Source organism: Serratia sp. ID 25-353 (genome assembly GCF_054792795.1).
In genome coordinates this window covers 2,252,837-2,275,638 of the sequence record NZ_CM139236.1, presented here as the reverse complement: position 1 = coordinate 2,275,638, position 22,802 = coordinate 2,252,837, and the positions used below count along the sequence as shown (strand labels likewise).

Genomic DNA, 22,802 nt, shown 5'->3' with positions numbered 1-22,802 from the left:
ACTTTACATAGGCGACACAAACGACAATGGCCCAGATGAGGGTGAGGTAAAAACCAGAGTTTGGGAACACTGAAACGAAAATAACCCCGCCGACAATAATGAGTACGATAGGGATTAGGTAAGCGAACGAGTTACCCAGCCATTCAATCAACCACTTCATTTTGTGAGCACCCAAAGTTCAGAAAGATTTTCTATTTTATGCCTAAAGACTATATGGGTAACAACAGGAATATCACTTCGGTAAATTAGCGGCATCCAAGGGTTCGTAAAATTTATCTTTATCCATATCATTTTCAATATATATAATGCGGTAGTGATTAATGACAGGAATTACGGATGATATAGCTAGTGAAATACTTTTACGAGAACAGTGATAACTGTTATACATACCAAGAAAAGCGGTAGAGTACATAAATGTACCAAGCATAAGGATATGTGCATGTTGATAATGAGGATGAGTTACAACGATCTTTCAAAAAACGGAGGAGAAGCGAAGCTCCACGTCTATGGGCTAGGTACTTTCCCCGTTTTTTCTGGTAGGCAGCCGTACACAAATGATCCTAACTGCACCTACATTGAGAACAGTGCAATACCTGTTGGTCGTTATTGGGTGGTTGACAGGCCGAGAGGTAGTCTAGCCAATCAAGTTCGTTCGTGGGTGTTTGACCAGTACACAGGAAACGATCATAGCGACTGGTTAGCTCTGTTCAGTGCTCAAACAATGAGTGACAGCATGTTTGTAAATAAGATCGCACGTGGTAGTTTTAGATTGCATCCGCTCAGACCCGATGGCCGCGGTTATAGTGAAGGGTGCATTACGTTTGTGAGTCGTCTGGAGTTTTACAAGGTTCGTCGCTTCATCCTTGGAATGAAGCTTATTAGAGTTCCTGGGTCACGCAGTACGTTGATGACCTATGGTTTTGTTGATGTGCAAGGGGAGAGCAAGTTTGAAAAATGCATCGCTCGTTAAGAATATAGTACTGTATATTGCATGTTTCATTACTGCTTTCTATTTTTCTCGCTATGGGATGCCACTGTATGGCTTAACGTCACTCATCATCGATACCTCTCAACAACTCTTTGGCAGGTATCAAACAGGTTTCTATGAAATGGACGCAGATCCACTGACATTCAGCACGCTGATATTCACTGTGGTTCTCTATGCCTTGGTTATATTTGGTTTGGTAAAGATGGCATTAAGACAATTCAGATAAATACAGAATGTCCGATGTGTTAATAAAAGGGCATCTCACCACTAATAAATTTGCATTAATGGAAAAAGCGCCTTTTCCTCCATTTCATTTTATTTATTGGGAACTCCGTTGAATAATGGTTAATCCACCGCAACCATCTCCGATGCCGTCGGCTTAAGAAAGATTTTGCCGTTCACACCGGGCTGCGCAGCGTGTTGCAGAGCAGTTGCGTACTGTTGCAAAGGGTAAATCGCGGCGGGTTGGCGCAGCGCCAGCTGGCCGCGCCGCAGCAGCTGGAATAGTTGATAAAACGCCGTTTGCCACTGCGCCGGCGCCGCCTGCGCATTCCATTTGCGCAAGTGGAACAGCGAAGCGCGCAGCTTCAATTCGTCCACCACGCGCCGCCAATTCACCTGGCGCCCACCCAGCAGGCCCAGCGCGACAAAGTCGCCGCCGGCGCGAACCGCCCGCGCCAGCTGCAATCCGTCTTCTCCGCCGATGCAGTCGATAGCGGCGCGGGCGCCAAAGTGGGTCATTTGCGCCAGCTGCGGCGCCTCAATAACGCGCCAGGCGCCGGCGGCCAGCAGCGCCGGGCGATGAGCGACGTTGCGCACCACCACCGCCAGACGAATGCCGCGCAGTGCCGTCATCTGCGCCAACAGCAGGCTAACGGCGGAGCCGCCGCCGTTGAGTAGCAGCACGTCGCCGGCGTTGAGCGGCAGCCATTGCGTCAGCAGCACCCAGCAGGTGAGCGGGTTGATATAGATTTGCGCCGCGCCGGCGTCGTCGATGTCGTCCGGCACCCAGACCATCCGATCCTCAGGCAGCGTGACGAAGGTTTGCCAGCTGCCGTCACCCGCTACCGCCAGCGCGCGTCGGCCGGTCGAGCGCCCGCTTTGCGGATCGACGATGACGCCTACGCCTTCATAGCCCGGCACCTGCGGCAGGGCGATGCGGTGCGCGTATTGGCCGTGAATCGGGATCAGGTCAGAAGGGTTGATCGGGGCATAGCGCATCTGCAGCAGCCGCTGGCCGGGGCGCAGCGTCGGCCTGTTCACCTGCTGCAGCGCCAGCACCTGGGTGGGATCGCCGAAGCGGCTGAAGCTCAAGCGGGGAAATGACGACGGCATGGGTTACATCACGAAGAAAAAATAAACATCCAGCGCCAGCAGTATCAGCCACAGGCAAAGGTACAGCACCAGGTGCTCACGCACGTTGTTGACGATAGCCGCCAGTATTCGGTTTAACATTTCAGCCGCCTGAAGAAAGAGACCTTTGATTATAGTCCTTTTCTTGGCGTCTTTTATAGCGCGCCGCGCGTGAGCGCTGGAAGAGTGGCGATAAAAAAGCCTGCGTTATCGCAGGCTTGATATTACACCGCCAGCAGCGCCAGCGGCGTCGAATTCGTTGGTGCGCTTGGCGGGTAGAAATAACGCAGCACGTTATACAGCGAGTAGAACTCAAGCCGGTTGCGCGCGTTGATCTTCTCCGTGATGTGACGCTTGTGCACGTACACCGTATGCGAGCTGATCTGCAGCTTTTTCGCGATGCGGTAGTTGGGCATTTCCGCCATCCAATATTTCATCACCGTCAGTTCCTGCGGGCTGAACAGGGAACGCTCTTCGCCGTCATCGGCCAGCGCCAGCGGATTTTCGCGCAGCGTGCGCAAGGTGAGCGGCAGAATGCTTTTATTGAACAGAAACGCGTTATCGGCGATGCGCATTGGCGCTTCGCTGTAGGGGTAAGGCGTGTCGAGATAGATAAACAGCAAAGCAGACTGGCTGGCTTCCATAAACGCCAGCAGCTGTGCGTCCGCTTCGTTATAGCGGCACTGGTTGCTGAGGTTCACCAGAATGTGGCTCGGCTGAAAGCTGGCCAACAGTGGCGTAGCGTACTCAATGCTGTGGCAGCACTTGATCGTCGTAATCCCACTATCAGCAAAGTAGCTGGCTATACCGACCCGGGTGAAGCAGCATTCGTCCACGACAAGTAGTTTCATGGTGACGTCCTTGTTGAAAGCCGATGGAGCATATCTTCTGTAAAATAGGACTTACACTGCAAGTGTTCAATTCGGAAATTCAAATGCTGAATACAAGAAATTTCCGTTATCAGAATTTTTACTTGGTATTTAAAAGAGTTAGCATGTTAATGAATTGTAACCGCCAAATTCGCTGTCCAGGGCGCGGTGGCAACCTGGACAGCGAAATCCTTCGCTTAGCTAAATCGTTTCAGACCAAAGCTGGCGACATCGACCGGCGGCGCTTTGTCCTGCGCAAACAGCGCGGCAATCTCACCCAGCGCGCTGGCGAACTTGAAGCCGTGGCCGCTCAATCCGCTGATGACCATCAGGCGATCGCACTCCGGCAGGGTATCGATAATAAAGTCTTCGTCTGGGCTCATGTCATAACTGCAGGCTTCGCCGTGTAAACATACGCCTACACCTGGCAAAAACTGCCGCAGGAAGGTGAAGACTTCGGTGCCGTCGCTGGCGTAGCTGCCGAAGGGCTTGCGCTGCTCGGGGGCATCCATCGGCTGGCCGCCATCGTGTTTGCCCACTTTCAGGCCGTCGTTGTCCGCCGGGAAGCCGTAATAGTGCGTGCCGTCCTGCGCTTCGACGGTAAAGGCCGGGAAGCGGTTGTTCACACTGTAGCGGCCGTCCGCCTGATGCCAGGAGAATACCTTGCGCAATGGCGCGATCGGCAACTGCGGCAACAGCGCTTTCACCCAGGTGCCTGCGGTGACCACGGCTTTTCGCGCCGTGAAACGCCCTTCGCCGGTGACGACTGCAACGCCGCCATCGATAGGTTCCACCGCGCTGACCGGGCAATTGAACAGCTGGCTGCAGCCGGCCTCTTTCGCCAGCTTGATCAGGCTGGCAACCGCCAGCTCGGCGCGCAGGAAGCCGGCGTCCGGCTCGAAAACGCCGACGTAACCATCCGGCGCACGGAATTCCGGCCAGCGTTGAGCGATCTGTTCGGCGCTGAGGGTTTGCGCGTTCAGGCGGAATTTCTGCGCGCTCTGCTGAGCATTACGAATGAATTCGGAGTGCAGCGGCCCCAAATTGAGCACGCCGCACGACTGGAACAGTTCCTCGCCGGATTGCTGAATCAGCGCATTCCACAACGCCTGCGCGCGCAGCACCAGCGGCACGTACTTTTCACCTTCGCCGTAAGCATGACGGATGATGCGGGTGTCGCCGTGATGGCTGCCATTGCGGTGCGGGGGAATGGCGCTGTCGATCATCAGCACTTTCAAGCCGGCTCGGGTAGCGTAATACCCTGCCGCCGCGCCGACTGAACCGCTGCCCACCACAATCAAATCATATTCCACGTGCCCACCCTCTCTGATAGCGATTTCTTATCGCCCCATGATAAAAGGTTGCCGAGCGCAATGCACTGATTGAACGGCGAAAGGCAAAGAAAAAGGCGCCGGGAATGGGCCACGGCGCCTTAGGGGTTAGGGGACGATGAATCAATGTTTTCTGCGATCAAGATCCTGGTAATCCGTAGCTTCAATCTTGGCGATGCCGGCCTCTAAGATATTGATTAATTGACGGGCGACATCTGTGGTCAGCCAAAGCGTTCTGTCTACTTGGGCTTCTTCAGGCGTTTGGTCTAGTGAAGACAGGTAATGAAGGCGTATCATCATGGCGTCGTAAACGTCGACAGTACTGATATCCCAACCGACAAGCGGGTGCGTCTGAATTACTTCATCATTTCTGTCCATAAAGACCCCTTATTGAGTAGTAACTACCGTGAGTGACTAACGAGGATCAATGCGGCTCATCATCATGAGAGCAATTACAGTATACGCATCCGCTTTCATCGGTGGAGGGGGTTGTCACCGAAATTTGCAAAATAAATATTTATTTGAACAATTATTCTACAAATTTGTATGTGCAGCGGTGGATGAGTAACGCGCAGCGCGTTATTCCGCGTCGGCAGGTGGCGATGCGCCATGCAGACATTTTTCCAGCTCTTCGGCCAAATGGGCGAAATGCTTTTGCGTTTCGGCGTCGCGATTCTGGCTGTGCGATTCCAGCTTCAGGCTGTGGATCAGCCTTTGATTGGCTTTATCATCCAGGCTGAAGGCCAGATAAGAGAAAGCCACTTCCAATACGTTCAAGCGCCTTTTCTGATCGGCTATCAGCGCCAGCAGTTCGCCAAACGTCATTGCGTCTTCGGATTTCACCTTGTCCGGGGCCATGCTTACTCCTTTGCGTTAAGTACAGCGCTGAGGCGCATTTTGTTCCAGAGTAAGGGTAAGCGATGAATGGGCAGGGCGCCAGAAACAAAAAAGCCGGAGAGCGACCCCCGGCAAAAACAGCATTGCAGTGTTATTCTGCGCTGAACCACTCGTCCGCGCTTTCCCAGGTTTCCTGAAGGATTTCCTCGATCAGATCCCGGTCGGTTTTGGCGCCCCCCAGCACGGAGAGGCCGTTGGCGCCGGCATAACGTACTTGCACGACGGCGTCTGGAAACTGGCGATTGACCCGCTTGCCCAGTTCGCCGGTCAGCGCCTCAATGGCGCCCGCCGGCAGCGGCCGGGTTTTATCTATAGTGACTTCAACACGCATAATTGCCCCCGAAGCGATTTACTGTTTATTTATACAGTTAATCGGGCTCGGGGGCAAGAGGGCGAAACAAAAATATCAGTCTTTCAGCGACCAGTTCAGGGTTTCACCGGCGAGGAAGGGGATTACGGATTCATTGCCCAGGGCGATCTCTTCCGGTTGGGTGGTCGGCACGCGCTGCAACTCGATGAAGTCTTCGTTGAGCGGAAGGCCGTAGAAGCGCGGACCGTTGAGCGAGCAGAAGGCTTCAAAGTGCTCCAACGCGCCGAGCTGTTCGAACACGGCAGCGTAAGCCGGGATGGCATTCGGCGCGTTGAAGCAGCCGGCGCAGCCACAGCTGGACTCTTTGCGGTGCTTGAGATGCGGGGCAGAGTCGGTACCGAGGAAGAAACGGTCCGAGCCGCTGGCGACCGCCTGACGCAGCGCTTCCTGGTGGACATTGCGCTTGAGGATCGGCAGGCAGAACAGGTGTGGGCGAATGCCGCCCACCAGCATGTGGTTGCGGTTGAACATCAGGTGCTGTGGCGTGATGGTGGCACCGAGGAAACGATTGCCTGCCTGCACATATTGCGCCGCTTCTTTGGTGGTGATGTGCTCGAAGACGATCTTAAGCTCCGGGAACCGGCGGCGGATAGGCTCCATGACCTGTTCGATAAAGCGCGCCTCGCGGTCGAAGATATCGACGGCAGGATCGGTCACTTCGCCGTGGATCAGCAAAGGCATGCCGATTTTTTGCATCTGTTCGAACAGCGGGTAAATGCCGGTCACGTCGCTGACGCCGTGGCTGGAGTTGGTGGTGGCGTTGGCTGGATACAGCTTGGCGGCGGTAAACACCCCTTGCTCGAAGCCGTTGATCAGTTCACTGGCCGCCAGGGAGTTGGTCAGGTAGCAGGTCATCAGTGGAGTGAAGTTGTGGCCCTGCGGGACCGCCGCCAGAATGCGATCGCGGTAGGCGCGCGCGGCGGCCACGGTCGTTACGGGCGGAACCAGGTTCGGCATCACGATCGCCCGGCCAAATACCTGGCTGGTATAGGGCACCACGGTTTTCAGCATCTCATCGTCACGCAGGTGAATATGCCAGTCGTCTGGGCGGCGGATTTTCAGAACTTGAGGTTGTGCGGTCATCTAGCTAGGCTCCGGCGGTCAAATACGTCTAATGAAAAGCGAATAATGGGTTTATTCACGCCGGGGTGTAAGGATAAGCGGAAAGTGCCTGAGATGCATCTGTTTGTTGGCGACAAGTTGAAATCAGTAGGGCAGCGGGCGCATAGTAACAGGGATTTCAACGATGCCGACGCCAATACCGTCGACTGTCATCAAGTGGAAAGGGAGAAAGCAATGGAAGTACGCGTTATCGCCACCCTGCAAGCGAAAGCGGGATTTGAAGCCGTCGTCAGCGAAGCGGTGCACGACATTATCGAGCCGAGCCGCCAGGAGTTGGGCAACCTGCAATATGACTTGCATCGCGATCTGGAAAAGCCGGGCGTTTTCGTGTTTTTTGAGCGTTGGGCCAGCAGCGAAGCGCTGGATAAGCATAATGAGACGGCGCATTTTCAGCAGTTCGTCAGCCGGCTTGACGGCAAGTTGGATGTTTTGGACATCAAGAAACTGAAGAAGATCGCCTGAGCATTTTACAGGCAAGAAAAAACCCGCCGATGGCGGGTTTTTTTTAGGGTTGCAGATTAACTTATTCGTTAACCGGCTGCGGCTTGGTGGCCGGCGCGGTGGCCTGGCTCGCTGCCGAGTGACCGCCGGCTGAACCTTTGCCTTCAAAATTGAAGGAAGGGCGCTGCCAGTCGCTGTGCTTGCGTTCTTCCGGCTCGTAGGCCGGCGCAGGCGCTTTGGTCATCGGCGCAGTGGCGATGTGTTTGTACAGCACGTCCTGTACGGCTTTCACCGGAGCGGGCTGTTGAACAACCGCAGGTGCAGGCTCGGCGGCAGTTGGCTCCGGGGCTTTTTCCACCGGAGCGGCTTCCACGGCGGCTGGCGTAGGTGCGGCTTCTACCACTGGCGTGGCTTCTACCGGTGCAGTTTCGACCACAGGCTCTTCTTCCACCAGCTTGGCTTCAACCACAGGCTCTGCCGCAACGATTTCAGCTACCGGCTCGGCTTCCACTGCCGGGGCAGTCTCTTCCGCTTTCGGTTCTTCAACTGCGGCAGGTGCCGGAGCGGCTTCCACCGGCGCCGGGGTTTCCTCGGCCGGGGTAGCAACGACAGGCGCTACGGCTGCAGCTTCTTCCGATACGGTAACGGCAGCAGTTTCAACGGCGGCTTCTGGTGCCGACTCGTTGACGCTGGCCGCAGCCTGAGTTTCTTCCACGGCAACGTTGTGCTGTTCAACCGCTGCGGCGACAACCGGTGCCGCTGCCTGTTCTACTTCTACGACTTCGGCCTGCACTTCGGCTTCTTCAACCTGAGCAACCGGGTAGCTTACCCAGACTTTGCCCGACGCCATTTCCGGCGAAGCGAACGCGCCCGCCAGTGGCATTGGGGATTGCAGCGGGTAACGCTCATCACGGTAACGGCGGCGGCGCTGGCCGCTGACGCGCAGGTGACGCGGTGAACGACGGGAGCGACGCGGCATGCCTTCACCATTGCCGCGGTTTTCGCCCTGGGCATCGTCTTCCGGCTGAGCGGCAACGGTTTCCGGCAGCAGCTTGACGCTGTCGTCGGCGGTCGACTGCGCGTCGGCGGCTTTCGCGACCGGCGCTTTCGGCGCCAACAGCTCTTCCGCTGCACGCTGCAGTTCTTCTTCCGCAGACAGGATACGCACTTTCTGCGACAGAGGGCGGCGCTGACGGCGCTGCATATTCTGCTGCTGGCGTTCTTCCTGCTCTTCGTCGGTGCTCTCGACCGCTTCAACGCTTTCCAGCGCTTTCACTTCCTGCTGAGCCTGGCGCTTCTCTTCCTGACGACGACGCTGGCGTTCAGCACGTTGCTCACGACGCTGCTGCTGATCTTCGCGCGGCGCTTTAGCGCTTTCTTCCGAGGCGGTTTCCTCCGCTACCGGTGCGTTCTGCTGCTGGTTGCGGCGGTTGCGGCGCTGCTCATCGCGGGATTCACGCGATTCACGGCCTTCGCGGTTCTCACGCGGTTCACGGTTGTCGCGCTCGCGATTGTCACGGCCTTCACCGCGCTCTTTACGCTCGCCGCGTTCCGGACGATCGCCACGCTCACCGCGCTCTTTACGGCCGGTGCCTTGACGGCGCTGACCGCGACGATCCTGACGACGGTTTTCACCGTTGCCTTCCGCCTTCGGCGTTTCGGCCGGTTTGGCTTCTTCGACGGCAGGTTGTTCTTCACCGGCGAACAGGCTCTTCAGCCCCCCGAACAGGCGGCCCAGGAAGCCCGGCTTGGTGGCGACCGGCGCTGCGGCTTGAGCCTTGGCGGCGGTAGCGGCAGGCTTGGCCACGGCGACGGGTTCTTCAGCCGGCGGCGGCGCATCGGCGGACAGTGAGAAGGAAGCCAGGGCCGGTTGCTCTGGACGTTTGCGCTCCATCGGCGCATCTTCCAGCGGGCGCTCCATGTCTTCTTCATGCAGCTTCGGCAGCAGGTAGCTGAGGGTAGAGGTTTCCTCTCCCTTGCGCACGCGCAGCACCGAGTAGTGCGGGGTTTGCATCTGATCGTTCGGCACGATGACGGCTTTCACGCCGCCCTGGCGTTTTTCGATCGCGCTGACGGATTCGCGCTTTTCGTTCAGCAGGTACGAAGCGACCTGAACCGGCACGATAGCGTGAACTTCTTTGGTGTTTTCCTTCAGCGCTTCTTCTTCGATCAGGCGCAGGATGGACAGCGCCAGCGATTCGTTGTCGCGGATGGTGCCGGTGCCGTTACAGCGAGGGCACACGTGGTGGCTGGACTCGCCCAGCGACGGGCTGAGGCGCTGACGGGACATTTCCAGCAGACCGAAACGGGAAATGCGGCCGATCTGGATGCGCGCGCGGTCCTGGCGCACGGCGTCGCGCAGGCGGTTTTCCACTTCGCGCTGGTGGCGAACCGGCGTCATGTCGATGAAGTCGATGACGATCAGGCCGCCAAGGTCACGCAGGCGCAGCTGGCGAGCGATCTCGTCCGCCGCTTCCAGGTTGGTGTTGAACGCCGTCTCTTCGATGTCGCCGCCGCGGGTTGCGCGGGCGGAGTTGATGTCGATGGCGGTCAGCGCTTCTGTACTGTCGATGACGATCGAGCCGCCGGACGGCAGACGCACTTCGCGCTGGAAGGCGGATTCGATCTGCGATTCGATCTGGTAGTGGCTGAACAGAGGGATTTCACCGCTGTACAGTTTGATTTTGCTGCTGAAATCCGGGCGGCCCAGCGCAGCGATGTGCTCTTTGGCCAGATCGAGAATTTTCGGGTTGTCGATCAGGATTTCGCCGATGTCCGGGCGCAGGTAATCGCGGAAGGCGCGCACGATAACGTTGCTTTCCTGGTGGATCAGGAACGGCGCAGAGCGGCCCTCGGCGGCTTTTTTAATCGCTTCCCAGTGCTTGAGGCGGAAGGAGAGATCCCACTGCAGCGCGTCGGCGGATTTGCCTACGCCCGCGGTGCGAACGATCAGGCCCATGCCGTCCGGCAGTTGCAACGAGGAGAGCGCTTCTTTCAGCTCGGTGCGATCGTCGCCCTCGATGCGGCGAGAAATACCGCCTGCACGCGGGTTGTTCGGCATCAGCACCAGATAGCTGCCCGCGAGACTGATGAAGGTGGTCAAGGCGGCGCCTTTGTTGCCACGTTCTTCTTTGTCTACCTGAACGATGACTTCCTGGCCTTCGCGCAGCACATCTTTGATGTTTGGGCGGCCATGGGAAGAGTAATTGCTAGGGAAGTATTCGCGGGCGATTTCTTTAAGGGGGAGGAAACCATGTCGTTCTGCGCCGTAGTCCACGAACGCTGCTTCAAGACTTGGTTCAATGCGGGTGATTTTGCCTTTGTAAATATTCGCTTTTTTCTGCTCATGACCCGGACTTTCGATATCCAAATCATACAGCCGCTGTCCATCTACGAGGGCAACACGCAACTCTTCCTGCTGAGTTGCGTTAATCAACATTCTTTTCATCTTAACTTACTCGTTATTTTTACATTATCGACAAAGCTGCGGGCAAAATAACCTCATGGCCGGAGTTAAACCGAAAGCCCCGTGTCTTCTCGCAAAGCCGTCAACCTCACGGTTGTCGCCTGCATAGGGGCGCATTATCTCGGTAAGCCTGCTTTTCTTTGTGAAAGACAGCACTTTTACTAGGGGAATAGCCTCTGATTTACGTCGACAGATCTGATTCCATTTGCCGGCCAAGCTGCAACCCGCAGCCCGCTAATTGTTTGATTTCGCATTACGTCTTACGCCATTGCTGCGTTTTTGCGCGATCAGACAAATTTTATAATTCCACCGTTTTCCCTGTTTAACGAGAATCAACGCGGAAAGTAACTGCATTATTCCACTGCTGATGCCGTTATAGCAAGGTGACTTTTCCTTAACTGCGGAAGAAATCGCAAACGTTCAAATCGGCTTGCTGCCTTATTGTTCGCTGGGGTTTCGCCCGCCGTCAGAGAGACAGTTAAGCACAGAAAAAGATGTGGCGCTATTCACGCGCTCTATTTAGAATCCCGCACCATGAAAACGAACAATCCAGCAGTACAATTCATCACGATTTCCGACGACGAAGCCGGTCAGAGAATCGACAACTTTCTGCTCGCTCGCCTGAAAGGCGTGCCGAAGAGCATGATTTACCGCATCGTGCGCAAAGGCGAGGTGCGGGTCAATAAAGGACGCATCAAGGCCGAATACAAATTGGCGGCCGGCGACGTGGTACGCGTGCCGCCGGTGCGCGTGGCCGAGCGTGAAGAGACGCCGGTGTCGGCCAAGCTGGATAAGGTAGCCGCACTGGCGGACTGCATCCTCTATGAAGACGACCACCTGCTGATCCTCAACAAGCCTTCCGGCACCGCGGTGCACGGCGGCAGCGGCCTGAGCTTCGGTGTGATCGAAGGGCTGCGCGCGCTGCGCCCGGAAGCCCGTTTCCTCGAGCTGGTGCACCGTCTGGATCGCGATACCTCCGGCGTGCTGTTGGTGGCCAAGAAGCGTTCCGCGCTGCGCTCGCTGCATGAACAGCTGCGGCTGAAAGGCATGCAGAAGGATTATCTGGCGCTGGTGCGCGGCCAGTGGCAGTCCCACTGCAAGGCCGTACAGGCGCCGCTGCTGAAAAACATTCTGCAAAGCGGCGAACGCATCGTGCGCGTCAGCAGCGAAGGCAAGCCTTCGGAAACCCGCTTCAAGGTGGAAGAGCGTTACGAATTCGCCACTCTGGTGAAGGCTAGCCCGATCACCGGGCGTACTCACCAGATCCGCGTGCACACTCTGCATGCCGGGCACCCGATCGCCTTTGACGATCGCTATGGCGACCGTGAGTTCGATCGCCAACTGGCGGGTACCGGCCTGAAGCGGCTGTTCCTGCACGCCGCGGCGCTGCGCTTCGAGCATCCGTCCACTGGCGAAACGATGCGCATCGAAGCGCCGATGGACGAAGAGCTGCGTCACTGCCTGCAGATGCTGCGCCGGCAAGCGTCCAAGTAATCCGCGTCAGACCAGCGGGTTGATGCCTTCAGCCCGCAACATCTCCAACAGCGCGATCAACGGCAGGCCGATCAGGGCGTTCGGGTCCCGGCCTTCCAGCCTGTCGAACAGCGCGATCCCCAATCCCTCGCTCTTGAAACTGCCTGCGCAGTTCAGCGGCTGCTCCAGACGAATATAGGCAGCGATCTCCGCTTCGCTCAGCGCGCGAAAATGCACGTGGAACGGCTCGCACAGGGCCTGCAGTTGCTTGCTGCGCCCGTTGTACAGCGCCAGGCCGGTATAGAAAGTCACGGCTTGGCCGCTGGCCTGGCGCAGCTGCGCCCGGGCGTTCTCCTCGGTATGGGGCTTGCCGGTGATGTTGCCATCGATCACGCAGACCTGATCGGAGCCGATGATCAGATGTTCGGGATAGGCGAGGGCCAGCGCCTGAGCCTTCGCCGCCGCCAGGCGCAGCACCAGCGCTTCGGCGGTTTCGCCCGGCAGTGGGGTTTCATCCACCTCGGGTGCGGCGCAGTCGAAGGGCAGCTGCAGCTTCTCCAGCAGCATTTTTCGATAGGGGGAGGTGGAAGCTAAAAGCAATCTCTGCATAATTTTTTTCGCAAACCGTAGCGTAAATGGGTACGGCATTTTAAACTGTCGGCCGCTGTGGAAGCGAATATTGGTGAAAGGAGCCGTTTTACGGCCTTTTTCTTTGACTCTATGTCGTTACAAAGTTAATATGCGCGCCCTATGCAAAAGGTAAAATTACCCTTGACCATTGATGCGGTACGTACCGCTCAGAAACGCCTGGACTATGCTGGTGTCTATGCGCCTGAGCAGGTTACTCGTGTTGCCGACTCCGTGGTCAGTGTGGACAGTGATGTCGAGGTGTCGTTGTCGTTCAATATCGACAATCAGCGCCTCGCGGTGATAACAGGGCATGCGGACGTCACGGTAACGTTGATGTGCCAACGCTGTGGAGTCCCGTTCGAACATCAGGTTCACACAACATATTGTTTTAGCCCGGTCGTCAATGATGAGCAGGCTGAGGCATTACCGGAAGCGTACGAACCGATCGAAGTTGACGAGTTTGGCGAAGTCGATCTGTTGGCAATGATTGAAGACGAAATTATTCTTTCACTGCCTGTCGTTCCGGTACATGAATCTGAACACTGTGAAGTGTCCGAAGCGGACATGGTATTCGGCCAACTGCCTCCCGAGGCGGAGAAACCGAATCCGTTTGCCGTATTAGCCAGTTTAAAGCGTAAGTAATTGAGGAGTAAGGTCCATGGCCGTACAACAGAATAAACCAACCCGTTCCAAGCGTGGCATGCGTCGTTCTCACGATGCTCTGACCACGACTACTCTGTCTGTAGACAAAGTATCTGGTGAAACTCACCGTCGTCACCACATCACTGCCGACGGTTTCTACCGCGGTCGCAAGGTTATCGGCTAAGTAGCGATACCTTGACTCGTCTAACCCTGGCGTTAGATGCAATGGGCGGGGACTTCGGTCCCTGCGTCACAGTGCCTGCTTCGTTGCAGGCACTGGCCTCTAATTTACAGCTTCATCTCCTGCTGGTCGGCAATCCCGACGTCATCTCCCCTTTGCTTGCCCACGCCGATCCGGTTCTTCTGGAGCGTTTGCAAGTCGTGCCCGCCGAGTCCGTGATCGCCGGCGACGCCAAACCTTCACAAGCGATACGCGCCAGCCGCGGCACGTCGATGCGCATTGCGCTCGAGCAGCTCAGCAGTGGAAATGCACAGGGCTGCGTCAGCGCCGGCAATACCGGTGCGCTGATGGGATTGGCGAAGCTGTTGGTCAAGCCGCTGGAAGGCATCGAACGCCCGGCGCTGATGACGGCGATCCCGAATCAGCAACGCAGTAAAACCGTGGTGCTGGATCTGGGCGCCAACGTTGAGTGCGACAGCACCATGCTGGTGCAGTTTGCCGTGATGGGTGCGGTGATGGCGGAAGAGGTGATCGGCATTGCGCAACCGCGGGTGGCGCTGCTGAATATTGGCGAAGAAGAGACCAAAGGCCTGGATAATATCCGCGAAGCGGCCGCTGTGCTAAAAAATACTCCGGCAATCAACTATATTGGTTACCTGGAAGGAAACGAACTGCTCACCGGCAAGACCGACGTGTTGGTTTGCGATGGCTTCGTGGGCAACGTCACCCTGAAAACCATGGAAGGGGTGGTCAGGGTGTTCTTATCGCTGCTGAAATCGTCCGGCGACGGAAACAAGCAAGCGTGGTGGCTGAAATTGTTGGGCCGTTGGTTGCAAAAACGGGTGGTTAAGCGGTTCGGCCACCTGAACCCCGACCAGTATAATGGCGCATGTCTGTTAGGATTGCGCAGCACCGTAGTCAAGAGCCACGGCGCTGCGAACCCTCACGCGTTTGCAGTCGCAATCGAACAGGCTGTGCAGGCGGTGCAGCGGCAAGTCCCGGAAAGGATTGCTGCGCGCCTTGAGGCTGTATTACCTAAGAGTGACTGATCGTACATGTATACAAAGATTCTCGGTACGGGGAGTTATTTGCCCGTACAAGTGCGCACCAATGCTGATTTGGAAAAAATGGTGGATACCTCTGACGAGTGGATCGTCACGCGTACCGGTATCCGCGAACGTCGCATCGCCGCTGCGGATGAAACCGTTGCGACGATGAGCTTCCAGGCCGCTGAGAAAGCGCTGGAAATGGCAGGTGTGGCTAAAGAAGACATTGGGCTGATCGTCGTGGCGACCACCACGACCACTCACGCGTTCCCGAGCGCGGCGTGCCTGGTGCAGCAAATGCTGGGCATCAAAGACTGTGCGGCGTTCGATCTGGCTGCGGCCTGCGCCGGCTTCACTTACGCGCTCAGCGTGGCCGATCAGTACGTGAAAAACGGCGCGGTCAAACATGCGTTGGTTATCGGCGCGGACGTCTTGTCGCGCACGCTGGATCCTGAAGATCGCGGCACCATCATTCTGTTTGGCGATGGCGCAGGGGCGGTGGTGCTGGGGGCTTCTGAAGCGCCGGGCATTCTGTCTACCCATCTGCATGCCGACGGCAGCTACGGCAACCTGCTGACGCTGCCGTACAAGGATCGTCAGAATCAAGACAAGCCGGCCTATGTCACCATGGCGGGCAACGAAGTCTTCAAGGTTGCGGTTACAGAGCTGGCGCGCATCGTCGACGAGACGTTGCAGGCCAACAACATGGACCGCAGCGAGCTGGATTGGCTGGTACCGCACCAGGCCAACCTGCGCATCATCAGCGCAACGGCGAAAAAACTGGGCATGGGAATGGACAAAGTGGTGGTGACGCTCGATCGTCACGGCAACACCTCTGCCGCCTCGGTGCCTTCCGCACTGGACGAAGCCGTGCGCGACGGGCGAATTCAGCGTGGCCAACTGGTGCTGCTGGAGGCCTTCGGCGGCGGCTTTACCTGGGGCTCGGCGCTGGTTCGTTTCTGATTTGGACAGGAAGAAAAAATGACGCAATTTGCTTTTGTTTTCCCGGGCCAGGGGTCGCAGACCGTTGGCATGCTGGCCGAGTTGGCCGCACAGTTCCCGATCGTCGAAGAAACCTTCGGCGAAGCCTCTTCCGCCCTGGGTTACGACCTGTGGCAACTGGTGCAGCAAGGCCCGGCGGAAGAACTGAACAAAACCTGGCAGACCCAACCGGCTCTGCTGGCCGCCTCGGTGGCGATTTTCCGCGTTTGGCAGCAGCAGGGCGGTAAAGCGCCTGCGCTGATGGCGGGCCACAGCCTGGGCGAATACTCGGCGCTGGTCTGTGCCGGCGTGCTGGACTTCAAGGCGGCGATCCGTCTGGTCGAGCTGCGCGGCAAGCTGATGCAGGAAGCGGTGCCGGAAGGCACCGGCGCGATGTACGCCATCATCGGTCTGGACAACGACGCAATCGCCAAGGCGTGTGAAGAGTCTGCGCAAGGGCAGGTGGTTTCTCCGGTCAACTTCAACTCGCCGGGCCAGGTGGTCATCGCCGGCAACAAAGAAGCGGTTGAGCGCGCAGGCGCCGCCTGCAAAGCCGCCGGCGCCAAACGTGCGCTGCCGCTGCCGGTGAGCGTGCCTTCGCACTGCGCACTGATGAAGCCGGCCGCCGACAAACTGGCCGTGGCGCTGCAGGACATCACCTTCAACGCGCCGCAGGTGCCGGTGGTGAATAACGTCGACGTGCGCACTGAAAACGATCCGGAAGCGATCCGCAGCGCGCTGGTGCGTCAGCTGTACAGCCCGGTACGTTGGACCGAGAGCGTAGAATTTATCGCAGCACAGGGAGTGACGTCGCTGCTGGAAGTGGGGCCGGGCAAAGTGCTGACCGGCCTGACTAAACGTATTGTTGACACCCTGACGGCTGCGGCGGTGAACGACACCGCCAGCCTGTCGGCGGCGCTTGAACAATAAAGAGGAAAATGATGAGCTTCGAAGGTAAAATCGTTCTGGTCACCGGCGCGAGCCGTGGTATTGGCCGAGCTATTGCAGAAACGTTTGTGGCACGCGGCGCCAAAGTGATCGGCACCGCGACCAGCGAGAGCGGCGCTGAAGCGATCAGCAGCTACCTGGGCGCAAACGGCAAAGGGTTTATGTTGAACGTTGTTGATGCGCAATCTATCGACAGCGTGCTGGCATCGATTCGCGCCGAATTTGGCGAAATCGACATTTTAGTGAATAATGCCGGCATCACGCGTGATAACCTGCTGATGCGTATGAAGGATGACGAGTGGGAGGATATCCTCGACACCAATCTGACTTCCGTATTCCGCCTGTCAAAAGCGGTAATGCGCGCTATGATGAAAAAGCGGTTTGGCCGTATCATCACCATCGGTTCCGTTGTCGGTACCATGGGGAACGCAGGGCAGGCGAACTACGCGGCGGCTAAAGCCGGTCTGATTGGTTTTAGCAAATCTTTGGCACGTGAAGTTGCTTCGCGTGGCATTACGGTCAACGTCGTGGCACCTGGCTTTATTGAGACGGACATGACACGGGCGTTGACAGATGATCAACGCGCAGGCATTTTGTCATCAGTTCCAGCCAACCGGCTGGGCGATGCTAAAGAAATCGCCAGCGCTGTTGCATTTTTGGCCTCTGATGAGGCCGGCTATATCACCGGTGAAACGTTACATGTCAATGGCGGCATGTACATGATTTAAAAAATGTGAAAACCATTTGCGTTATTTGAGGCAAAAACCGCAAAATAGCGTAAAATCGTGGTTTGACCAGCCGGGATTTAGTTGCATCTTTTTCAGCATTTTATACACTACGAAAACCATCGCGAAAGCGAGTTTTGATAGGAAATTTAAGAGTATGAGCACTATCGAAGAACGCGTTAAGAAAATCATTGTTGAGCAACTGGGTGTTAAACAGGAAGAAGTTTTGAACAACGCTTCTTTCGTTGAAGATCTGGGCGCTGATTCTCTTGACACCGTTGAGCTGGTAATGGCACTGGAAGAAGAATTCGACACCGAGATTCCAGACGAAGAAGCTGAGAAGATCACTACTGTTCAGGCAGCTATTGATTTCATCAACGCTAGCCAGCAGTAAGAGAACATATCTAGGCGGTCGTTCGACCGCCTAAGTTTTTTCTATCCCTAGTGTCATATTTTTCCCTCCCTGGAGGACAAACGTGTCTAAGCGTCGAGTAGTTGTGACCGGACTGGGCATGTTGTCTCCTGTCGGCAATACGGTAGAGTCCACGTGGAACGCTCTTCTTGCCGGTCAGAGTGGCATCAGCCTGATCGACCATTTCGATACCACTGCCTATGCGACCAAGTTTGCTGGCCTGGTAAAGAATTTTAATTCTGAGGATTTCATCTCTCGCAAAGATGCGCGCAAGATGGATGCCTTTATCCAGTACGGTATCGCTGCCGGCATGCAAGCCATGCAGGATGCAGGTCTGGACATCACCGAGGCTAACGCCAGCCGCATTGGAGCCGCGATCGGTTCCGGCATCGGCGGCCTGGGTTTGATCGAAGAAAACCACAGTTCACTGGTCAACGGTGGCCCACGGAAAATCAGTCCGTTCTTCGTGCCATCCACCATCGTGAATATGATTGCAGGCCACCTGACAATCATGTACGGCATGCGTGGCCCAAGCATTTCCATCGCCACCGCCTGTACTTCAGGTGTGCACAACATCGGCCATGCGGCACGTATCATTGCTTACAATGATGCTGACGTGATGCTGGCCGGTGGGGCAGAGAAAGCCAGCACCCCATTGGGCGTCGGCGGCTTTGGCGCAGCGCGCGCCCTGTCCACCCGTAATGACAACCCGCAGGCGGCGAGCCGTCCGTGGGATAAAGACCGCGACGGCTTCGTGCTGGGTGACGGCGCCGGCATGATGGTGCTGGAAGAGTACGAGCACGCGAAAAAACGCGGCGCGAAAATCTATGCCGAAGTGGTGGGCTTTGGGATGAGCAGCGATGCTTATCACATGACGTCGCCACCGGAAAATGGCGCAGGCGCTGCGCTGGCGATGGAAAATGCCCTGCTTGACGCCGGTGTGACCCCGTCACAAATCGGCTACATCAATGCGCACGGCACTTCTACGCCGGCGGGCGACCAGGCGGAAGCGCAGGCGGTGAAATCCGTCTTCGGTGCCGATGCCCAGCGTGTGCTGGTGAGCTCTACCAAATCGATGACCGGCCACCTGTTGGGTGCGGCAGGCGCGATCGAGTCTATCTTCACCGTGCTGGCGCTGCGCGATCAGGCGGTACCGCCAACCATCAACCTGGATAACCCGGATGAAGGTTGCGATCTGGACTTCGTGCCTCACGAAGCGCGCCAGGTGAGTGATATGGAGTTCACCCTGTGTAACTCCTTCGGCTTCGGCGGCACCAACGGCTCGCTGATCTTCCGCCGAGTGTAACTCGCGCTGTGGATAGCTGACGAAAAGCCCGGTTTTTTAACCGGGCTTTTTTACGCCCGTCGTTTGGCCGCCGGCGGGGCTGCGTATCGTCTCGCCGCCTGCTATTCTGCGAGCGTAATGAAATCACCCGGCAACAGGAGGAAGCATGTACTGGATTAACGGACAACGCCACGATGCACTGGCGCCAAGCGATCGCGGCCTGCAGTTCGGCGATGGATGCTTTACTACCGCCCGGGTTATCGATGGCAAAATCGAGCTGCTGCCCTGGCATTTGGAGCGGCTGCAGCAAGCGGCGCAGCGGCTGATGCTGCCCGCCACCGATTGGCTGGCTTTCGAGCGGGAGATGGCACAGGCGGCCGAATCAATTCCGCTCGGTGTGGTCAAAGCGATACTGACGCGCGGCAGCGGCGGACGGGGCTACAGCCCGGCGGGGTGCGAAAACCCGACGCGTATCGTTGCCCGCAGCAGTTACCCTGCGCACTATTTGCAGTGGCGCGAGCAGGGCATCTCGCTTGCGCTCAGCCCGGTGGCGCTGGCGCGCAATCCGTTGCTGGCGGGGTTGAAGCATTTGAACCGTCTGGAGCAGGTGCTGATCCGCGCGCATCTTGACCAGACGGCCGCAGACGAGGCGCTGGTGCTTGACACTGCCGGTATGCTGGTGGAATGCTGTGCGGCTAATTTGTTCTGGCGTAAGGGAAAAGCGGTATTTACCCCGGATCTGAGCCAGGCGGGCGTCGCGGGCCTGATGCGGCGGCGGGTGATCGCGCTGCTGGCGGGCTCGGAATACCGTCTGCACTGCGTCAGTGAACCGTTGGCGACGCTGGCCGATGCCGACGAAGTCCTGGTGAGCAATGCGCTGATGCCGCTGCTGCCGGTAAATGCTGCGCAATCATGGCGTTATCATTCGCGCCAGCTGTATGATTTTTTGCGTCCACACTGTTAACCATGGCTGATTGATGAAGAAAAGAAAGCTGAAGGTCCTGTCTGTTATTGTTGTTCTGGTATTGGCACTGCTGTTTTGGGGCTACCAGAAGATCGAACGCTTTGCCGATACGCCGCTGGCTATCCAGCAAGAAACCATCTTCAAGCTGCCGGCCGGCACCGGCCGGGTGGCGCTGGAAGGGCTATTGGTACGCGATAAACTGGTGCGCAACGGGCGCTGGTTCCAGTGGTTGCTGAAACTGGAGCCGGAGTTGGCGGAGTTTAAAGCCGGTACCTACCGGTTCACGCCGGGCATGACGGTGCGCCAGATGCTGAAACTGTTGGCCAGCGGCAAAGAGGCACAGTTCACTGCACGCTTTATCGAGGGCTCACGCCTGCGTGACTGGCAGCAGGTGCTGCAGCAGTCCAAATACCTGAAGCATACCCTGGCGGGCAAGAGCGAAGCGGAGATTGCCGCTGCGCTTGGTATTCCTGCGGGAGAAACGCCGGAAGGGCATTTGTACCCGGATACCTATCAGTATACCGCCGGCATGAGCGACATCGCGCTGCTCAAACGCGCACACGTGCGCATGAACAAAGCGCTGCAGGCCGCCTGGGCCGGCCGTGACACCAGCCTGCCGTATAAAACGCCGGAAGAGCTGCTGACCATGGCCTCGATCGTCGAGAAAGAGACTGCGGTGCCGGAAGAGCGCAGCAAGGTGGCGTCGGTGTTCGTCAACCGTTTGCGCATCGGCATGCGCCTGCAGACCGATCCGACGGTGATCTACGGCATGGGCGAAAGCTATAATGGCAACATCACGCGCAAGGATCTGGAGACGCCGACGCCTTACAACACCTATGTGATCGCCGGCCTGCCGCCAACGCCGATCGCCATGCCGGGTGAGGCCTCGCTGCAGGCGGCCGCCAATCCGGCCAAAACGCCATATCTCTATTTTGTCGCCGACGGCAAGGGTGGGCATACCTTCACCACCAATCTGGCGAGCCATAACCAGGCGGTGCGCGTGTACCGTCAGGCGTTAAAGGAAAAGAATGAAAAGTAAATTCGTTGTTATCGAAGGGCTGGAAGGCGCGGGTAAAACTACCGCGCGCGACACGGTGGTCAATGTGCTGCGTGAACACGGCGTCAGCGACATCGTCTTCACCCGCGAGCCGGGCGGCACGCCGCTGGCGGAGAAGCTGCGCGATCTGTTCAAGCGCGGCATCGACGGCGAATTGCCGACCATCAAGGCCGAAGTATTGATGCTGTACGCCGCGCGCGTGCAGCTGGTGGAAACCGTGATCAAACCTGCTCTGGCGCGCGGCGCCTGGGTGGTGGGCGATCGCCACGATCTCTCTTCACAGGCTTACCAGGGCGGCGGTCGCGGTGTGGATCCGCAGTTGATGAGCTCGCTGCGCGACACCGTGCTGGGGGATTTCCACCCGGATTTGACGGTCTATCTCGATCTGCCGCCGCTGGTCGGCTTACAACGCGCACAGGCGCGCGGTCAGCTGGATCGCATCGAACAGGAGGCGCTGCCGTTCTTCGAGCGCACCCGCGCTCGCTATCTCGAGCTGGCGGCGCAGGATGAAACCATCGTCACCGTCGACGCCGCCCAGCCGCTGGAGCAGGTGACCGCGGCGATCCGCGACTGCGTCGGCCACTGGCTGCGGCAGCAGGAAGGCGCATAATGAACTGGTACCCGTGGTTGAACGGCCCTTATCGCCAGCTGATTGGGCAGTACGCCGACGGCCGCGGCCATCATGCGCTGCTGCTGCACGCGGCGGCAGGCAACGGTGACGACGCGCTGGCCTACGGCCTGAGCCGCTGGTTGATCTGCCAGCAGCGCAACGGTGAAAAAAGCTGCGGCGAGTGCCACAGCTGCCGGCTGATGCTGGCGGGCAACCACCCGGATTATCACGTGCTGGCGCCGGAAAAGGGCAAGAGCAGCCTGGGCATTGAGCCGATCCGTCAGGTGATTGAAACGCTGTACGCCCACGCGCAGCAGGGCGGCGCCAAAGTGATTTGGCTGCCGCAGGCGGAACAGCTGACCGAAGCGGCGGCCAACGCGCTGCTTAAAACGCTGGAAGAGCCGCCGGAGAAAACCTATTTTCTGCTGGGTTGCCGTGAGCCGTCGCGGCTGATGGCGACGCTGCGCAGCCGCTGCCTGTACTGGCATTTGGCGAGCCCGGATGAGCAGCTCAGCCTGCAGTGGCTGGGCAGGCAGGCGGCCGGATCTCAGACGGACCGCCTCACGGCGCTGCGCCTGCACGACGGCGCGCCGCTGGCCGCCGAACAGCTGTTGCAGCCGCAGCAGTGGCAACAGCGCAGCGCCCTGTGCGCTGCGTTGAGCGCCGCGCTGCCGCAGCGCGATATGCTGTCGCTGTTGCCGGTGTTGAACCATGAAGACGTCGCCGAGCGCCTGCACTGGCTGTGCGCGCTGCTGGTGGACGCGATGAAGTGGCAGCAGGGTGCGCATCACTATGTATTGAATCAGGATCAGCAGCCGCTGGTGCATCAGCTGGCCAGCCTGCTGAGCAGCGTCTCGCTGCAGCAGATTGTGCAGCAGTGGCTGAACTGCCGCCATCAGCTGCTCAGCGTAGTGGGCGTCAATCGCGAGCTGCTGCTGACCGAACAGTTACTTCGCTGGGAACAGATGCTTGGCGCCGCCGGCTATTCCCAACTTCATTCGCTGTAAAGTA

Annotated in this window: 25 protein-coding genes; 15 read left to right on the top strand and 10 right to left on the bottom strand. The window is 57.8% G+C overall.

All coding sequences use genetic code 11. The features are described 5' to 3' along the window. The first annotated feature begins 454 nt into the window (after nt 1–454). On the top strand, nt 455–970 hold the full coding sequence (locus ACYF6X_RS10955; protein WP_242512587.1) for a DUF2778 domain-containing protein: 516 nt from the start codon (nt 455–457) through the stop codon (nt 968–970). A 363-nt stretch (nt 971–1,333) separates the two neighbouring features. Here the strand turns inward: ACYF6X_RS10955 and ACYF6X_RS10950 are convergent, their stop codons facing one another. From ACYF6X_RS10950 to pyrC, 8 genes are all read right to left on the bottom strand, one after another. Continuing rightward, the gene (locus ACYF6X_RS10950; protein WP_130018733.1) at nt 1,334–2,323 is read right to left on the bottom strand and encodes a zinc-dependent alcohol dehydrogenase family protein; all 990 of its coding nucleotides are present in this window, start codon (nt 2,321–2,323) and stop codon (nt 1,334–1,336) included. 3 nt (nt 2,324–2,326) lie between these two features. Continuing rightward, nucleotides 2,327–2,443 carry a DUF2770 family protein gene (locus ACYF6X_RS10945; RefSeq protein ID WP_074181193.1) on the bottom strand — a complete coding sequence of 39 codons (117 nt, stop codon included), beginning with the start codon at nt 2,441–2,443 and terminating at the stop codon, nt 2,327–2,329. Between the two features lie 122 nt (nt 2,444–2,565). Then, nucleotides 2,566–3,192 (bottom strand): LuxR C-terminal-related transcriptional regulator, encoded by a 627-nt coding sequence (locus tag ACYF6X_RS10940; protein WP_063989520.1) that lies wholly within the window; start codon nt 3,190–3,192, stop codon nt 2,566–2,568. 215 nt (nt 3,193–3,407) lie between these two features. Further along, nucleotides 3,408–4,523: an N-methyl-L-tryptophan oxidase gene (gene solA, locus ACYF6X_RS10935; RefSeq protein ID WP_063989521.1), complete on the bottom strand. Its 1,116-nt coding sequence runs from the start codon at nt 4,521–4,523 to the stop codon at nt 3,408–3,410. Between the two features lie 141 nt (nt 4,524–4,664). Beyond that, on the bottom strand, nt 4,665–4,919 hold the full coding sequence (gene bssS, locus ACYF6X_RS10930; protein WP_004927812.1) for a biofilm formation regulator BssS: 255 nt from the start codon (nt 4,917–4,919) through the stop codon (nt 4,665–4,667). A 201-nt stretch (nt 4,920–5,120) separates the two neighbouring features. Then, on the bottom strand, nt 5,121–5,399 hold the full coding sequence (locus tag ACYF6X_RS10925; protein WP_004927809.1) for a hypothetical protein: 279 nt from the start codon (nt 5,397–5,399) through the stop codon (nt 5,121–5,123). Between the two features lie 130 nt (nt 5,400–5,529). Next, entirely contained in the window at nt 5,530–5,769 is a 240-nt protein-coding gene (dinI, locus tag ACYF6X_RS10920; protein WP_038875499.1) for a DNA damage-inducible protein I, read from the bottom strand. A 75-nt stretch (nt 5,770–5,844) separates the two neighbouring features. After that, complete coding sequence (gene pyrC / locus ACYF6X_RS10915) at nt 5,845–6,891, bottom strand: dihydroorotase (protein WP_130018734.1); 1,047 nt, start codon at nt 6,889–6,891, stop codon at nt 5,845–5,847. Between the two features lie 213 nt (nt 6,892–7,104). Here pyrC and ACYF6X_RS10910 point away from each other — a divergent pair, with 213 nt between their 5' ends. Then, on the top strand, nt 7,105–7,392 hold the full coding sequence (locus ACYF6X_RS10910; RefSeq protein WP_063989523.1) for a putative quinol monooxygenase: 288 nt from the start codon (nt 7,105–7,107) through the stop codon (nt 7,390–7,392). 61 nt (nt 7,393–7,453) lie between these two features. On the opposite strand, the gene rne is transcribed toward ACYF6X_RS10910, so the two are convergent. Further along, the gene (rne, locus tag ACYF6X_RS10905) at nt 7,454–10,819 is read right to left on the bottom strand and encodes a ribonuclease E (RefSeq protein WP_130018735.1); all 3,366 of its coding nucleotides are present in this window, start codon (nt 10,817–10,819) and stop codon (nt 7,454–7,456) included. 552 nt (nt 10,820–11,371) lie between these two features. Between rne and rluC the strand changes: the two genes are divergently transcribed. Further along, nucleotides 11,372–12,331, top strand: coding sequence for a 23S rRNA pseudouridine(955/2504/2580) synthase RluC (gene rluC, locus ACYF6X_RS10900; protein WP_063989525.1), 960 nt, complete (start codon nt 11,372–11,374; stop codon nt 12,329–12,331). Between the two features lie 6 nt (nt 12,332–12,337). Here rluC and ACYF6X_RS10895 read toward each other — a convergent pair whose 3' ends face one another. Further along, a complete protein-coding gene (locus tag ACYF6X_RS10895; protein ID WP_107227004.1) occupies nt 12,338–12,919 on the bottom strand; it encodes a Maf family protein in 582 nt (193 codons plus the stop codon). A 141-nt stretch (nt 12,920–13,060) separates the two neighbouring features. Between ACYF6X_RS10895 and yceD the strand changes: the two genes are divergently transcribed. The 12 genes from yceD to holB all read left to right on the top strand — a co-directional run bounded on the left by yceD (nt 13,061) and on the right by holB (nt 22,798). Continuing rightward, nucleotides 13,061–13,582: a 23S rRNA accumulation protein YceD gene (yceD, locus tag ACYF6X_RS10890; RefSeq protein WP_004927780.1), complete on the top strand. Its 522-nt coding sequence runs from the start codon at nt 13,061–13,063 to the stop codon at nt 13,580–13,582. A 16-nt stretch (nt 13,583–13,598) separates the two neighbouring features. Then, entirely contained in the window at nt 13,599–13,766 is a 168-nt protein-coding gene (gene rpmF, locus ACYF6X_RS10885; RefSeq protein WP_004927778.1) for a 50S ribosomal protein L32, read from the top strand. 11 nt (nt 13,767–13,777) lie between these two features. Then, nucleotides 13,778–14,812 (top strand): phosphate acyltransferase PlsX, encoded by a 1,035-nt coding sequence (plsX, locus tag ACYF6X_RS10880; protein WP_071845251.1) that lies wholly within the window; start codon nt 13,778–13,780, stop codon nt 14,810–14,812. A 6-nt stretch (nt 14,813–14,818) separates the two neighbouring features. Beyond that, the gene (locus ACYF6X_RS10875) at nt 14,819–15,772 is read left to right on the top strand and encodes a beta-ketoacyl-ACP synthase III (protein WP_025302411.1); all 954 of its coding nucleotides are present in this window, start codon (nt 14,819–14,821) and stop codon (nt 15,770–15,772) included. Between the two features lie 18 nt (nt 15,773–15,790). Then, nucleotides 15,791–16,720, top strand: a complete 930-nt coding sequence (fabD, locus tag ACYF6X_RS10870; RefSeq protein WP_015377451.1) for an ACP S-malonyltransferase — start codon at nt 15,791–15,793, stop codon at nt 16,718–16,720. An 11-nt stretch (nt 16,721–16,731) separates the two neighbouring features. Further along, complete coding sequence (gene fabG / locus ACYF6X_RS10865; protein ID WP_016928193.1) at nt 16,732–17,466, top strand: 3-oxoacyl-ACP reductase FabG; 735 nt, start codon at nt 16,732–16,734, stop codon at nt 17,464–17,466. 154 nt (nt 17,467–17,620) lie between these two features. After that, nucleotides 17,621–17,857 (top strand): acyl carrier protein, encoded by a 237-nt coding sequence (gene acpP / locus ACYF6X_RS10860; RefSeq protein WP_004719003.1) that lies wholly within the window; start codon nt 17,621–17,623, stop codon nt 17,855–17,857. A gap of 82 nt (nt 17,858–17,939) precedes the next feature. Next, nucleotides 17,940–19,181 (top strand): beta-ketoacyl-ACP synthase II, encoded by a 1,242-nt coding sequence (fabF, locus tag ACYF6X_RS10855; protein ID WP_025302412.1) that lies wholly within the window; start codon nt 17,940–17,942, stop codon nt 19,179–19,181. Nucleotides 19,182–19,326: 145 nt separating this feature from the next. After that, entirely contained in the window at nt 19,327–20,124 is a 798-nt protein-coding gene (pabC, locus tag ACYF6X_RS10850) for an aminodeoxychorismate lyase (RefSeq protein ID WP_063989527.1), read from the top strand. Nucleotides 20,125–20,137: 13 nt separating this feature from the next. Next, on the top strand, nt 20,138–21,163 hold the full coding sequence (gene mltG / locus ACYF6X_RS10845) for an endolytic transglycosylase MltG (protein WP_049295380.1): 1,026 nt from the start codon (nt 20,138–20,140) through the stop codon (nt 21,161–21,163). Beyond that, nucleotides 21,153–21,791, top strand: coding sequence for a dTMP kinase (gene tmk, locus ACYF6X_RS10840; RefSeq protein WP_063989528.1), 639 nt, complete (start codon nt 21,153–21,155; stop codon nt 21,789–21,791). The genes mltG and tmk overlap by 11 nt, the downstream gene beginning before the upstream one ends. Next, the gene (gene holB, locus ACYF6X_RS10835) at nt 21,791–22,798 is read left to right on the top strand and encodes a DNA polymerase III subunit delta' (RefSeq protein ID WP_063989529.1); all 1,008 of its coding nucleotides are present in this window, start codon (nt 21,791–21,793) and stop codon (nt 22,796–22,798) included. Before tmk ends, holB begins: the two co-directional genes overlap by 1 nt. The last annotated feature ends 4 nt before the right edge of the window (nt 22,799–22,802 follow it).